General features: G+C 61.2%; 11 protein-coding genes. 5 read left to right on the top strand and 6 right to left on the bottom strand.

What is annotated here, in order from left to right; translation table 11 throughout:
* Positions 1-56: 56 nt before the first annotated feature.
* Positions 57-1,415 (bottom strand): hypothetical protein, encoded by a 1,359-nt coding sequence (locus tag G6N82_RS00865; RefSeq protein ID WP_165192837.1) that lies wholly within the window; start codon positions 1,413-1,415, stop codon positions 57-59.
* Between the two features lie 298 nt (positions 1,416-1,713).
* Between G6N82_RS00865 and gyrA the strand changes: the two genes are divergently transcribed.
* A complete protein-coding gene (gyrA, locus tag G6N82_RS00860) occupies positions 1,714-4,542 on the top strand; it encodes a DNA gyrase subunit A (RefSeq protein ID WP_165192835.1) in 2,829 nt (942 codons plus the stop codon).
* Between the two features lie 13 nt (positions 4,543-4,555).
* Here gyrA and G6N82_RS00855 read toward each other — a convergent pair whose 3' ends face one another.
* Positions 4,556-5,221 carry a lysoplasmalogenase gene (locus G6N82_RS00855; protein WP_165192833.1) on the bottom strand — a complete coding sequence of 222 codons (666 nt, stop codon included), beginning with the start codon at positions 5,219-5,221 and terminating at the stop codon, positions 4,556-4,558.
* A 68-nt stretch (positions 5,222-5,289) separates the two neighbouring features.
* On the opposite strand from G6N82_RS00855, the gene trmFO reads away from it, so the two are divergent.
* Both trmFO and G6N82_RS00845 read left to right on the top strand, forming a co-directional pair.
* Positions 5,290-6,648: a methylenetetrahydrofolate--tRNA-(uracil(54)-C(5))-methyltransferase (FADH(2)-oxidizing) TrmFO gene (gene trmFO, locus G6N82_RS00850; protein ID WP_165192831.1), complete on the top strand. Its 1,359-nt coding sequence runs from the start codon at positions 5,290-5,292 to the stop codon at positions 6,646-6,648.
* Between the two features lie 100 nt (positions 6,649-6,748).
* A complete protein-coding gene (locus G6N82_RS00845) occupies positions 6,749-7,519 on the top strand; it encodes an outer membrane beta-barrel protein (RefSeq protein WP_165192829.1) in 771 nt (256 codons plus the stop codon).
* Positions 7,520-7,577: 58 nt separating this feature from the next.
* Here G6N82_RS00845 and G6N82_RS00840 read toward each other — a convergent pair whose 3' ends face one another.
* Both G6N82_RS00840 and G6N82_RS00835 read right to left on the bottom strand, forming a co-directional pair.
* Positions 7,578-8,042: an EF-hand domain-containing protein gene (locus tag G6N82_RS00840; RefSeq protein WP_165192827.1), complete on the bottom strand. Its 465-nt coding sequence runs from the start codon at positions 8,040-8,042 to the stop codon at positions 7,578-7,580.
* 39 nt (positions 8,043-8,081) lie between these two features.
* On the bottom strand, positions 8,082-8,738 hold the full coding sequence (locus G6N82_RS00835) for a hypothetical protein (RefSeq protein WP_206520248.1): 657 nt from the start codon (positions 8,736-8,738) through the stop codon (positions 8,082-8,084).
* A gap of 174 nt (positions 8,739-8,912) precedes the next feature.
* On the opposite strand from G6N82_RS00835, the gene G6N82_RS00830 reads away from it, so the two are divergent.
* Positions 8,913-10,493: a pilus assembly protein TadG-related protein gene (locus tag G6N82_RS00830; RefSeq protein WP_165192823.1), complete on the top strand. Its 1,581-nt coding sequence runs from the start codon at positions 8,913-8,915 to the stop codon at positions 10,491-10,493.
* A complete protein-coding gene (locus G6N82_RS00825; protein ID WP_277601950.1) occupies positions 10,493-11,380 on the top strand; it encodes a TadE/TadG family type IV pilus assembly protein in 888 nt (295 codons plus the stop codon). Before G6N82_RS00830 ends, G6N82_RS00825 begins: the two co-directional genes overlap by 1 nt.
* A gap of 52 nt (positions 11,381-11,432) precedes the next feature.
* Here G6N82_RS00825 and G6N82_RS00820 read toward each other — a convergent pair whose 3' ends face one another.
* Both G6N82_RS00820 and pdhA read right to left on the bottom strand, forming a co-directional pair.
* Positions 11,433-12,803, bottom strand: a complete 1,371-nt coding sequence (locus G6N82_RS00820) for a pyruvate dehydrogenase complex E1 component subunit beta (RefSeq protein ID WP_165192819.1) — start codon at positions 12,801-12,803, stop codon at positions 11,433-11,435.
* Between the two features lie 3 nt (positions 12,804-12,806).
* Entirely contained in the window at positions 12,807-13,886 is a 1,080-nt protein-coding gene (gene pdhA / locus G6N82_RS00815) for a pyruvate dehydrogenase (acetyl-transferring) E1 component subunit alpha (RefSeq protein ID WP_165192817.1), read from the bottom strand.
* Positions 13,887-13,913: the final 27 nt, after the last annotated feature.

Raw genomic sequence — 13,913 nt, 5'->3', positions numbered from 1 at the left:
CAAAAGGCGCGACCCTATGCAGGGCCGCGCCTTTCCTTTTTCAACTTTTTGCTGGCTTAGCTACCAGTTGCGACCGCCGGTGCAGCGGCCGGAGCAACCGCGCCAGCCTTTTGCTTGGAATAGGTGCTCCACAACCGCGCAATCGGCGCGCGGATCCCTTCGACCTTGCCGAAGGTGGCCTGCGCCTCGCCATATTTGCCCAGCTCTGTCTGTGCGATGCCAAGGCGGGTCAGGACGAGCGCAGTGTTGGAACCCGGCATGCCCAATGCCTTGATGTAGAACTCTTCTGCCTTGTCGTATTGGCCATAGCTCAGGAAGGTATCCCCGGCCGCAACCACGGTGCGCAATGGCGCACTTGCAGCGCGGGCATCGCGCTCGAGCGCCGGCAGGTCCGCTTCGTCGCTTGAGATACGTGCGTTTGCCTGGGTCAGCGCGTCCGACAGATAGATGTCGTCCTTGCTGGCATGCCCCTTTGCATAGGCCCGCTCGATGACTCGCTTAACCTCGCGGGGAAGGCGCCGGGCATCTGCCGCTTCGACATAGTCGCTGTATTCGTACTTCTCCAGCAGCCCATCGACGCGATACGACAAGCGCATCAGATCGAGCATTTCGGGCGCTTCGAAGGAATTCAGATTGCGCGCGATGTTCACCGCGTCGCGCCAGTTGGTCGGGCTCGGGTAATCGCCCACCCAGCTGGCCACGACTTCATAGACCTGAGGCACGATCTTGTTGGTATAGCCCACGCTCAAACCGCGGCGGTACCAGCTTTCGTCAACCTTCTGGCCGGATGCCTGGACGTTGGCAATCGCCCGCGAAAGATAGTCGAGGCCCTGCGCGAAGTTGTTTTCCGCGAAATAGCTTTCCGCCATCGCGATGCGCAGGTCGGCTGCCGAAACGTTTTCCAGCGTGAAGTTCTGATCGATCGCGGTCTGCAAATATGCGCGCGATTGCGCATGCTGGCCCAGGGCGCTGGCAAGCTGGTAAGCGATGAAATTGAAGCGCCCCACCTGGTCTGCTTCCACTTTGCCGCTTTCAAGCATCGTGGTCATGCCCTGCAATTGCAGCTGGCGATCGTTGCCGCGCACGCCCGCGTTGTAGATCAGGTTGCCTGCTACCATCTTCTCATCAGGATTCAGCGAAGCCGCCAGCAAACCGGGGAATTGCGCCTTGAGGCTTGCAACATCGGCCCCTTCCGCATTCACGGCTGCGCTCAGCGGCTGATAGACGGCCACGAATTCCTTGGAATATTGTGGCTTGCCTTCGTCCTTCTTACGCTCCTTTTTCTCGCGCTGGGCGAACGCAGGCTCGGCCACCATACCGCTCAGCATCGCCGTGCCGGTCGCCAGTGCAATGGCGAGCGCGAGATGCCGTGCCCCCTTGCCGCGGGCAAGCGGATTAGAAACGAAAAGACGCATCAAACTGTCTCCTGGAACCAATGAATTGACGCTCTGTCGGAGCGGGTACGATCACATTCTGGCGCAGCCATGGCCTGCCTTGGGGAAATTTGCAATTCTCCCTATGCAAGCCGTGCTGAACGGGCTTTGAATGGAGCCTGCAGCATTCAGGCAGAATGCCCTGAAGATGAACGACGCTATGTGTGGAAAAAGACCGCATGTTCCACCTTTGACCCGGGCACGAGGTGGCGAAAACGGCGTGCTCGCACTACATGCAAAGTAACGACTTTGCTGCAATTGATCCCAGATCGGACCCGTTTTGAACGACGACACCGAAATCCTTCCTTCCGCCCGCCCCACGGGTGAATACGAACGCATCGACATCGTCGATGAGATGAAGACGAGCTACCTCGATTACGCGATGAGCGTGATCGTCAGCCGCGCGCTGCCCGATGTACGCGACGGCTTGAAGCCGGTCCACCGCCGCATCCTGTTCGCCAGCCAGGAAGGCGGTTTTGTGGCCGGGCGCCCTTATCGCAAGAGCGCAAAAATCGTTGGCGACGTAATGGGTAACTATCACCCGCACGGCGACGCGGCGATCTATGACGCGCTGGCACGTATGACCCAGCCGTGGTCGCTGCGGGTGCCGCTGGTGGATGGCCAGGGCAACTTCGGCTCGATGGACCCCGATCCGCCAGCCAGCATGCGTTACACCGAAGCGCGCCTGGCGCGTGTGGCAAATTCACTGCTCGAGGATCTCGACAAGGACACGGTCGATTTCGTCGACAATTACGATGGCTCGCGCCGTGAGCCGACCGTCCTCCCTGCCCGCTTCCCCAATCTGCTGGTCAACGGGGCAGGCGGGATCGCGGTTGGCATGGCGACCAACATTCCGCCGCACAATCTGGGCGAAGTCATCTCGGGCTGCCTCGCGTTTATCGAGAACCCGGCGATCACCACGGAAGAGCTGATCGAATACATTCCCGGCCCCGATTTCCCCACTGCGCCGCTGATCCTGGGCCAGTCTGGAGCCAAAACCGCTTACACCACCGGGCGCGGTTCGGTGCTGATGCGCGCGCGGCACGAGATCGAAACCGGGCGCGGCGATCGCCAATCGATCGTGCTGACCTCCATTCCCTATCAGGTCGGCAAGTCCGGCCTGGTCGAAAAGATCGCCGAAGCCGCCAAGGAAAAGCGGATCGAGGGTATTTCCGACATCCGCGACGAATCCAGCCGCGAAGGCGTGCGCGTGGTGATCGACCTGAAGCGCGATGCCACGCCCGAAGTCGTGTTGAACCAGTTGTGGCGTCACACACCTGCTCAGGCGAGCTTCCCTGCCAACATGCTGGCAATTCGCGGCGGCCGCCCTGAAACGCTGACGCTGCGCGAGTTCATCCAGGCCTTCATCAGCTTCCGTGAGGAGGTTATCACCCGCCGGACCAAGTTCGAACTCAACAAGGCGCGTGAGCGAGCGCATATCTTGCTGGGCCTGGTTGTCGCGGTTTCGAATCTTGACGAAGTCGTGGCGATGATCCGTGGTTCTTCGAACCCGGCGGATGCGCGGGCCAAGCTGCTTGGCAAGGAATGGCCCATTGGCGACATTGCGCAATATATTGCGCTGGTCGAGGCAATCGAACCATCAGCGGATGAGCACGGCGGGACCTATCGCCTGTCCGAGCGGCAGGTGAAGGCCATCCTTGACTTGCGCCTGCATCGCCTGACCGCGCTTGGCCGCGACGAGATTGGCGGCGAATTAAAGGAGCTATCGATCGCGATCGAGGAATATCTCTCGATCCTGGCCGATCGGCGCAAGCTCTACGCCGTCATGCGCCAGGAGCTGGAAGAAATCCGCGCCACCTATGCCACACCGCGCATGTCGGAAATCGCCCCTGCATGGGACGGGCTGGATGACGAGGACCTGATCGAGCAGGAGGATATGGTCGTCACGGTCACTCATGGCGGCTACATCAAGCGCACCCCGCTGGCCACTTTCCGGGCGCAGGCGCGCGGCGGCAAGGGACGCAGCGGGATGGCGACCAAGGACGAGGATGCCGTGGTCGAGATGTTTGTCACCTCGACCCACAACCCCGTGCTGTTCTTCACTAATACCGGCCGCGTCTACCGCCTTAAGGTGTGGAAGCTGCCCGAGGGCGGCCCGCAGACCAAGGGGCGCCCGATGGTCAATTTGCTGCCGCTTGGCGAAGAGGAGCGCGTCACCAATGTGCTTCCGCTTCCCGAAGACGAGAACGAATGGGCCACGCTCAATATCGTATTCGCCACCGAACAGGGCATGGTTCGGCGCAATTCGATGGACGCCTTCACCAATGTGCCGACCAATGGCAAATACGCAATGGGCTTCGTCGAAGGCAGCGGCGACCGGTTGATCGGGGTCGAATTGCTGACCGAAACACAGGATGTTTTCCTGGCCAGCAATTCCGGCAAGGCAATCCGTTTCTCCGCGACCGATGCGCGCGAAACCAAGAGCCGCACCGGGATCGGCGTGCGCGGCATGAAGCTCAAGGACGGGCAAAAGGTCGTTTCGATGGCCGTGCTCGACGCTGGCGAGTGGTCAACCGAGCAGCGCGACGCCTATCTCCGCGCCGCGCCGTGGAAAGATAACGATGCCGAGCCGGCGCTCGATGCGGAGACCATGGCCCGCATGGCCGAAGCGGAGGAGTTTGTCCTTACGATTACCGCCAACGGCTATGGCAAGATTTCGTCTTCCTACGAGTACCGGACAATCGGACGCGGCGGCCAGGGCATCACCAATATCGGCACGCCTGAGAGCAACCCCGATCGCAACGGTCCGGTGGTGGCGAGCTTCCCGGTCCGCCACGGTTCGCAGCTGATGCTGGTGACCGACCAGGCCAAGCTGATCCGGCTGCCGATCGACCTTCGCCATATGCTTGAAGGCGAGGACCCGGGCGGGTTCCGCATCATCGGACGCGGTTCTGCGGGCGTGCGCATCTTCAATGTCGCAGATGACGAGCATGTGGTCGGAGCGGCGCTGATCGACGAGACAGAATCGCCCGAAAACGAGGCCGAGGAGGCAGTGGTCGAAGCAATGGCCGGGCGTGGCAGCGCGGAAACGACGCCCTACACACCTCCGCAATCGGACGATGATATCGAGAGCGAACCGGGCAACTGACCCGGTTCGCTGCTCAACCGATCTCGTCGTCTTCCTCGCTCAGCTCGTGGCGCAACGTCTGCACCACGCCGGTCGCGATCAGGAACTGGCCGGCATAATAGAGCGGCCAGATCAGGTAGTGCGGCAGATCACCAAGTTCGATGGCGCCCATGCGGCTGAAGATCAGCCAGTCCGAAAATACGAACAGGACCGCGCCCAGCCCTACCCGATAGCGCGGATAGCGGCTGATCCACGCCGTCGCCGCCATGGCGCCGAGCCCGGCAGAATAGAGCGTAACCAGCGGATCGCCGCTCAGCATCCAGCTGACCAGCGGCGTCAGGATCAGCAGCACTCCTGCGAGCGCCATCTGGCTGGGCGAGTGATGCTCGCGCGGGTGCCGCAGATACAGCCAGATCGCGATGAGGTGGCCGACAAGGAACAGGGCTCCGCCCAGCCCGAAATCGAACTCGATCGCCATATCGCCCAGTGCGCCGAACATCATCACCAGCGCTATCAGCGTGGCGTTGGCACCCGCACCGCGCTTGATCGCGTAGAACGCCAGGCAGCCAACCGCGAGCCCCTTGATAGCGGCCTTCCAGATGTCGGCCAGGGTACCATCGCGCAGGAAATAGAACGCCACGGCGGCGATGATGCTCGCTAACAGCCATGGGCGATGTTCGATCAGCGCGCGTTTGGGCATAGACATTTCCTTCCCGCGTTCTCTTGGACTTGAACATTGGGGCAGGCAAGCACTAGGGGCTGGTCGCTATGGTCAAATCCACCACTCATGACGTGCATATCATTGGCGGCGGGCTCGCCGGCAGCGAGGCAGCCTGGCAACTCGCCAAGCGGGGCTTTCGGGTGCGCCTGTCCGAAATGCGCGGTAGCGGTGAGATGACCCCTGCGCACCAGACCGACGGTCTGGCGGAATTGGTGTGTTCGAACAGCTTTCGCTCGGACGATGACGAGAAGAATGCCGTCGGCCTGCTTCATTATGAAATGCGGCAGCTTGATTCGCTCATCATGCGCGCCGGTGAAATGGCGCGCGTTCCCGCGGGTAGCGCGATGGCGGTCGACCGCGATGTCTTTTCGGCCGAAGTCACCCGCACACTGGCGGAGCATCCCAACGTCACTGTTGTGCGCGAGCGGATCGACCGGCTGCCCGATGCCGGCCTGACGATCGTCGCAACCGGGCCGCTGACCGCACAGGCACTGGCCGAGAACATCGTCGCGGCCACCGGGCAGGAACGGCTCGCCTTTTTCGATGCGATCGCTCCAATCGTCCACCGCGACAGCATCGACATGTCGAAATGCTGGATCCAGAGCCGCTGGAACAAGCGAACAGAAGCCTCGAACGAAGGCGGCGACTATATCAACTGCCCCATGACCAAGGAGCAATACCTTGCCTTCCACCAGGGGCTGCTCGATGGCGATAAGACAGAATTCCGCGAGTGGGAGAAGGACACGCCGTATTTCGACGGCTGCATGCCGATCGAAGTGATGGCCGCACGCGGGGTCGAGACGCTCCGTTATGGCCCGATGAAGGGCGTAGGGCTCGACAATCCCTATGACACCACGCCCGAGCATCCGCAGGGCAGATGGCCCTATGCCGTGGTGCAACTGCGGCAGGATAACAAGCTGGGCACGCTGTGGAACATGGTCGGCTTCCAGACCAAGCTGAAATACGGTGCGCAGATTGAACTGTTCCGGACCATTCCGGGGCTGGAGAATGCCGAATTCGCGCGGCTTGGCGGTCTGCACCGCAACACCTTCCTCAATTCGCCGCTGGTGCTTGACCGGCAATTGCGGCTCCGCCAGGCGCCGCATATCCGTTTCGCCGGACAGGTTACGGGCTGTGAAGGCTATGTCGAATCCAGTGCCGTCGGCTTGATTGCAGGAATGATGACCGCATGCGAACTGGCAGGCGGTGAGTGGAAGCCCCTGCCCCGCACCACCGCCATGGGCGCGCTGCTAAGCCATATCACCGGCGATGCCGAGGCCGACACGTTCCAGCCCATGAACGTCAATTTCGGACTGTTCCCGCCACTGCACGAGGTACGGAAGAAAGCGCGCAAGGAAGCCTACACAAACCGTGCAAAGCAGGATCTAAGCATCTGGCTTTCGTGAATAACTAGTACATTCGAATAATGCTCCGGTAAATCTCCCGGCAATGTTGCGAGCACCATTTGCGGGTCCGGGCGTGCGACCCGCACATGGAGCAACATCAATGAAACGTTACAATTCCTTTGTCTGTCTGGCCGCGGCGGCCACGGCTGTATCGGCATCGCCGGCCATGGCGCAGGATGACGAGAGCTGGACCGGCCTTTATGCCGGCGTTCACGTCGGCCTGAGCGAGGTGCAATCTGAAAGCGATGTCACGCTTGGCGGAGCCTGGTCGACTGAAACGCAGGGCTTGCGGGACTTTATCGTCGCCAACGCAGGTGCCGACCAAAAGGAAGACAATGTAAACCTGGGTCTGCAGCTGGGCTATAACTACCAGACCGGCCCGGTCGTGTTCGGTGCTGAAATCGAATTCAGCTCGTTCGAGAAGAACCATATCGAAACGCGTGGTCCGCTGAAGCAGACCGCAAACGCTGCCACCAGCTATACCTTCTCGAACACGGTCAAGCCGGAGTCCCTGGCGTCCGCCAAGGCAAAGCTTGGGCTAACGACCGGCTCGACGCTGTTCTACCTCACTGGTGGCTGGGCCATGGCCGAGATGAAGTTCGGCGCAGGTATCACCAGCAGCGCCAATTATCTGAAGCAGGGCTCGCTCAAGAAGGACACCGATGGCTTCACCGTTGGTGGCGGGATCGAGCAGCGCCTGACGCGGAACATTTCAGCGCGGCTGAGCTATGATTACACCGACCAGGGATCGGTCAATTACACCACTGCTTACCGCCCCGGCAGCGCCTTCACCACTCCCGCTTACAGCGAGACTGTGAACCAGGATCTGAAATTGCACTTCATCCGCCTGGGCGTGAATTACACGTTCTGACGCGATAGAATTCAGAGGTCTTGATCCCCCGCCTCGCCTTAATTGGCGGGGCGGGTTTTCAACATTTGCAGGCCGCTCTGCCCGCAGGTCGCTTGGGCGCGGTCGTTGCAAATTCCTTGGCGGTCAGCCTGCCGTCACGATTGGCATCTGCGCCATCGAAGCGCTCTGCCGTGGTTACCGCCCACTCCTCGAAAGTCAGCAGATTGTTGCCGTCCTTGTCGAGCGCGCGGAACGCATCGCTGCGGGTAGACAACATCTCGTTCCGGCTGATGGTGAGGTCGCGATTACGGTCATAGCGGAAGAAGCGGCGCTGCTCGCGCGTCAGTTCGCTGGCTTCAGGCGGCAATGGCCCGCGCATGTCGCCCGGATCGGTGACGGGCAAATCTTCGGGCATAGGGCCGGCAGCTTCAGCCATCGGCGGAGGCGGCGCATTTTCCTCAACCTGCGCGCGGCCCTGCCACCAATACAGCCCGACACTCGCGACCACGAGACCAAGGAACAAACCCAGCAAAATGCGCGACATACGACCCTCCTGCCTCACAGGCGGGCAGGATAGCCGAATTCATCTTCCTAGCAATCCTGCGCGCAGGGCAACCAGCGCCGCCCCCCTTCCTTCCATCAGTGGCCGCCCTCCCCTCAGGAGTGCGCGCCTTGAGAGAGCGTCTAGCACGCCTATGCCACGCAAATGGCGCGGCCACCTGCCTCCTGCCAAACTGCGAGACAGCCCTGCCTCAACCAGTAGTGCCCGCTCCTGCGGTGCGGAAACGCCGCATGCGGCATCAGCCAGCGCCCAGCACCAGGCTGCGGCGCAAACTTGCCCTCCGTCCGATCCGGATGGGTGACCGGACAAGCATATCAATGGCGTACTGCGACCGTTGCCGAAAGCTTCGATCTGATCGCTGCCGAGCGTCTCTTGGGTGACCATCACCTCCCACGCATCGACAAGGTGCAGCAGATCCTGCTCTAGCCCGCACCAATACTGCCCGATCTGATCGAGCACAGGATCTCCCTTTGGCCGCTCATCGACTGGTCTGCCAAGCATGTCCCGCCACCATGCGAGGCGCATCTGCCCCAGCAACGGCTCGGTGGTCTTGGCAACGATCGTGCCGAGGCGCCGGTCCAGTGCGAAGAAGCCCGCCAGTTTCGGTCGCAGGTGCTGCGGCGAATAGGACAGCGCCAGCTGTTGTTCAGGCGGCAGGGGCTCTTCCGGATCATGCATTGCAGCAACAGCTAGGCGGTTTAGATAACGAGCTGTCAATACTTTGCAGTCGCTGCAAGGATACCGCCCGGAAGCGCATGCCAGTTTTAAACGGCCGTTAACCACGCTGCTTGAAGGGTTGATTAGGACGGTCGCGCTAAACCCCTCTGTCATAGCTATGCAGAGGCGTTAAAAATGGGTGTCATCAAGGATTTCCGGCAGAAGCTTTGCCAGTGCACCAGCGGCAACGCTGCGATCATCCTCGGGCTCAGCCTGCCTGCCCTGATGGGCGGCGCAGGGCTCAGCGTGGACGCTGCGCAATGGTATCTGTGGCAGCGTGAGCTGCAATTCGCCGCCGACCAGGCAGCGCTTGCCGGCGCATGGGCGCGCGGCAATGGCGACACCGGCACAGTGTATGTGACGCGGGCAGATCAGGAATTTGACGACAACTTGTCGATTACGACGGATTTGCCTCCGATCCACAATGCAACGCTGGAGGATTGGGGAACCGGCACCGACAACAGCGTGCTGGTCACCGCCGAGGCGACCGCCAACCTGCCCTTCAGCAGCTTTGTGCTGGGCAGCAGCACCACCATCCGCGTGCGCGCCCAGGCGATCTTTGAAGAAGTTGACGAATACACGGCCTGCCTCGTTTCGTTGCACAAGACAGCAGACAAGGCGCTGTGGTTCAACGGCGGTCCGACTGTCGACGCAGCATGCGGCGTGGCATCGTTCTCTACCTCGAGTGAATCAATCCGCACCAACGGCAGCGGCGGCGCGCAGAACATCAATACTGTTGCCGCCGCTGGCGGTGTCTCGGACGGCATGGGTGCTTTTGCCAACGCCAGCGTGATCGAGAATTTTGACGGACTTGAAGATCCGTATGAAGGCCTTACCCCGCCAGATAACCCTACGCCGCGTTCCGTAACATGCGGATCCGGCAGCGTCAGCTACACTGCCGACCAGACTATCCAGACAACACTGTCATATCGCTATTATCGCGGTCGGAACGAAAATCAGGCCGTCAATGCCGGTACGATCACCTATTCGGGGGCGCAGCTCAGCACGACATCTACGGTAACCAACGTGGGACAGACGTTCACGTCCCTGCCGGTCGATGGAACGTCGCAGAACATCAGCGACCCCTACCAGGTTTCGGGTAGCGGGCCGGACAAGATTTACGAACAGATGATCGAGACTCTGGTCACGTCCTACACCAATGTGACGCTAACAAGCGCTTCGTCCGGCGCCTTGCTGCCTGGCACCTACACCGATTTCGAACTGAGCTGCGACACCACGCTGGCCGGCGGGATCTATGTCATCAACGGCGGCAGGCTGAAGCTCAACGGCGGCAATGAGCTCCGCGGGACCGGGGTGATGTTTGTCCTCAAGGGCGGCGCCCAAGTGGACATCAATGGCGGCGCGGAAGTGTATCTCACCCCGATGACAGCGCTCGAACTGATTGCGGCCGGGGTCAGCGCAGACGACGCAGCCCTGATGGAGGGCATGCTGATCTTCGAGGACCCAACCTCGCCAGGCAACGCCGGCAGCAAGCTGACCGGCGGCGCGGACTTCAACCTCAACGGTGTGATCTACATGCCCAAGAGCGATATGCAGCTGGCAGGCAACATGGAAGCAACCGCGAAGTGCCTGATGATCATGACTTCGACCCTGAAACTCAGCGGCACCGCAGACCTGACCACGCTGTGCCCGGCAGGCGAAACGCATGATGTCGTCATCGGCAACGGCGGAACCCGCGTAAGGCTGGTCAGCTGATGTCGCGCCGTAGCCCTCTTGCACGCCTGCTCCGCGACAAGCGCGGCAGCGCTGCCATCGAAACGGCCTTCGTGCTGCCGATCCTCGCAACCATGACTTTGGGTGGTCTCGAAGTCAGCAAGATCGTCTCGCGCCAGTCGGAACTCCAGACGGCGGCGTCCGAGGCCACCGCAGTCGTGCTCGCCCGCCCGCCGAAAGAAGCGAGCGATCGCGCAACGCTGGAATCGATCATCGAGATCCTCGACCGGGCTCGACGCGGCAAACGTGACGATGCGCCTGCGGTATCGTTGCGACACCGAAACGACCTTGCGCTTGACCCCGTTGGGCTGCGGGACGACCGCGGTCGTATCGGAATTCATCATTATCCAGATGAACGATACCTACACCCCCACCTGGACTTCGTTTGGTGTCGGCGGCCCGATCAACTTCCGAGTGACGCGAAGGGTACAGATCTCATGAACCGGCCGCTGCACCATCTCGCCCGCGATGAAAGCGGGTCCACGATTATCGAGTTTGCGGTGCTAGCACCGGCCGTAATCGCCATGCTGTTCGGCGTTTTCCAGGTTGGCCTGGGTATGCAGGCCCAGAATGCCTTGCGCTCGATCGCATCGGAAACGGCCCGCTATGCTGTGGTGGAATATCAGAAGGGCAATGAAATCTCGGACGAAGCGATCGAGGATTGGGCGGAAGCCAGGGGCGAAGGGGCACCTTACCTTTTGCAGGCCAGTTTCGAAGCAACGATCACCGAAGTGGCGAGCCCGCGCGTGTTCGGGACATTCGAAAAGACGCTAACCCTGACCTATACACCGCCTGCGGTTGTGCCGCTGGTTAACTGGGCATCGCCCACGCTGACCTTCTCGCGCCCGATCTTCCTGATCGACGAGTGAGTCCAGAGAGTCCGGGAGTAAGGGGGCGGTTATCGCCCCCTTCGTTTATCGCCTACTTGTAGCAGACCTTCTTCGCTGCCGCGACGATCCGCGGCGTATCGATTAGCGCCAGCTTTTCGAGGTTCGCGGCATAGGGCAGTGGCACGTCCTCATTGCAGACACGCAGCACCGGCGCATCGAGGTGGTCGAAACCTTCCTCCATGCAGATCGCGATCACTTCGGAAGCGATCGAGCATACCGGCCAGCCTTCTTCGGCGATGACCAGGCGATTGGTCTTGGCCAGCGAAGTCAGGATCGCTTCCTTGTCGAGCGGGCGCAGCGTGCGCAGGTCGATCACTTCGGCGTCGATGCCTTCCTCGGCCAGTTGGGCAGCGGCGTCGAGCGCAAGGCCTACGCCGATCGAATAGCTGACGATGGTGACGTCCTTGCCTTCGCGCATGATCCGCGCCTTGCCGATCGGCAGCACGTAATCGTCAAGATCCGGCACATCGAAGCTGCGGCCATAAACCAGCTCGTTTTCGAGGAACACGACCGGGTCCTCGCTTCGGATCGCAGCCTTCATCAGCCCCTTCGCATCGGCGCTGTCATAGGGCGCGATCACGATCAGGCCCGGTACCGAGGCATACCACGGGCCATAGTTCTGGCTGTGCTGCGCGCCAACGCGGCTGGCCGCGCCATTGGGTCCGCGGAACACCACCGGGCAGCGCATCTGCCCGCCTGACATGTAATTGGTCTTCGCAGCCGAATTGATGATGTGGTCGATCGCCTGCATCGCGAAGTTGAAGGTCATGAATTCGACGATCGGCCTGAGACCACCCATGGCGGCGCCGGTGCCGATCCCGGCGAAACCATATTCGGTAATCGGCGTGTCGATCACGCGCTTCGGCCCGAATTCGTCGAGCAGGCCCTGGGTGACCTTGTAGGCGCCCTGGTACTCGGCGACTTCCTCACCCATCACGAAGACGCGCGGATCGCGGCGCATTTCCTCTGCCATGCCATCGCGCAGCGCTTCGCGCACCGAGGTGCTGGTGAAGCTGGTGCCTTCGGGGATTGCGGGATCGGACTTTGCCAAGGCCGGAGCGGGCTTCGCGGGAGCTGCAGCAGGCGCAGGAGCCGGTGCTGGAGCAGGCGCAGGCGCAGGAGCCGGTGCGGGCGTTTCAGCCGCAGGCGCTTCTGCCCCACCCTCGCCTTCGATCAGTGCGATCACCGCGCCAACCTTTACGTTCTCAGTGCCTTCGGGGACCAGGATCTTGCCCAGCACGCCATCGTCAATGGCTTCGAATTCCATCGTCGCCTTGTCGGTCTCGATCTCGGCGATGATGTCACCCGGAGCGATGGCATCGCCTTCCTGCTTGAGCCAACGGGCGAGCGTCCCTTCTTCCATAGTCGGAGAAAGCGCGGGCATCTTGAGTTCGATAGCCATGGCTCAATACTCCTCCACCAGCACATCGGTGTAGAGTTCGCCTGCTTCCGGCTCTGGCGAGGTTTCAGCGAAATCGGCGCTTTCAGCGACACGCGCGCGGATCGCTTTGTCGATCGCCTTCAGATCGTCTTCGCTCTTGCCCTGTTCCAGCAGAACTTTCTTCAAGCCTTCGATCGGGTCCTTGTGCTCGCGCACGTCCTGCACCTCCTCGCGGCTGCGGTATTTCGCAGGGTCGGACATCGAGTGGCCGCGATAGCGATAGGTTTCGCACTCCATTAGCACGGGACCCTTGCCTTCGCGCACATGGGCAAAGGCAATCTCTGCGGCCCCTCGTACTTCCAGCACGTTCATGCCGTTGACCTTCATGCCGGGAATGCGGAATGCCGTGCCACGGCGGTAGAATTCGGTCTCGGCCGAGCTGCGGCGCACCGCGGTGCCCATGGCATACTGGTTGTTCTCGACCACGAACACGATCGGTAGGTTCCACAGCGCAGCCATATTGAAGGTCTCGTAGACCTGGCCCTGGTTCGCCGCGCCATCGCCGAAATAGGCCAGGCAGAGCCCGCCGTCTTCGTTGTACTTGTGGGCCAGCGCCAGACCGCCACCGAGCGCCACCTGGGCGCCGACGATGCCGTGCCCCCCATAGAATTTGTGCTCGGTCGAGAACATGTGCATCGACCCGCCCTTGCCCTTCGAGATCCCAGCCTGGCGCCCGGTCAGTTCGGCCATGATCACATTGGGATCGATGCCATAGGCGAGCATGTGGCCATGATCGCGATAGCCGGTGATGACGCTGTCGAGCCCTTCAGTCAGTGCCGACTGGAGCCCCACTGCCACCGCTTCCTGGCCGATATAGAGATGGCAGAAACCGCCGATCAGGCCGAGACCATAGAGCTGGCCGGCCTTTTCCTCAAACCGGCGGATCAGCAACATCTGCTCATAGAAATGCAGCATTTCTTCGGCGCTCGCATCGTAATGCGGCTTCTTCTCATGCGCTGCCTGGAGCGAATGAAGAGCGAAGTCTGGATTGTCCGATGCAGCTTTGCTGGGCGATTTCTGTTGCGTCTTCGCGGCTTTGGCCAAAGCTCAAATCCTTGCAGTTTCTGTTCA

Source organism: Altererythrobacter sp. BO-6 (genome assembly GCF_011047315.1).
In the GTDB taxonomy this organism is placed as follows: Bacteria; Pseudomonadota; Alphaproteobacteria; order Sphingomonadales; family Sphingomonadaceae; genus Erythrobacter.
Note: the sequence above shows the minus strand (reverse complement) of the source record. Positions and strands in the feature narration are given on the sequence as shown.

What these genes read in the sequence shown, in the direction of transcription:
- G6N82_RS00840 (WP_165192827.1), bottom strand. Translation starts at nt 8,042, where the DNA reads ATGTCGCGCATTTTGCTGGGTTTGTTCCTTGGTCTCGTGGTCGCGAGT.
- G6N82_RS00830 (WP_165192823.1), top strand. Translation starts at nt 8,913, where the DNA reads ATGGGTGTCATCAAGGATTTCCGGCAGAAGCTTTGCCAGTGCACCAGC.
- trmFO (WP_165192831.1), top strand. Translation starts at nt 5,290, where the DNA reads ATGGTCAAATCCACCACTCATGACGTGCATATCATTGGCGGCGGGCTC.
- G6N82_RS00820 (WP_165192819.1), bottom strand. Translation starts at nt 12,803, where the DNA reads ATGGCTATCGAACTCAAGATGCCCGCGCTTTCTCCGACTATGGAAGAA.
- G6N82_RS00845 (WP_165192829.1), top strand. Translation starts at nt 6,749, where the DNA reads ATGAAACGTTACAATTCCTTTGTCTGTCTGGCCGCGGCGGCCACGGCT.
- G6N82_RS00825 (WP_277601950.1), top strand. Translation starts at nt 10,493, where the DNA reads ATGTCGCGCCGTAGCCCTCTTGCACGCCTGCTCCGCGACAAGCGCGGC.
- G6N82_RS00865 (WP_165192837.1), bottom strand. Translation starts at nt 1,415, where the DNA reads ATGCGTCTTTTCGTTTCTAATCCGCTTGCCCGCGGCAAGGGGGCACGG.
- G6N82_RS00855 (WP_165192833.1), bottom strand. Translation starts at nt 5,221, where the DNA reads ATGCCCAAACGCGCGCTGATCGAACATCGCCCATGGCTGTTAGCGAGC.
- G6N82_RS00835 (WP_206520248.1), bottom strand. Translation starts at nt 8,738, where the DNA reads ATGCATGATCCGGAAGAGCCCCTGCCGCCTGAACAACAGCTGGCGCTG.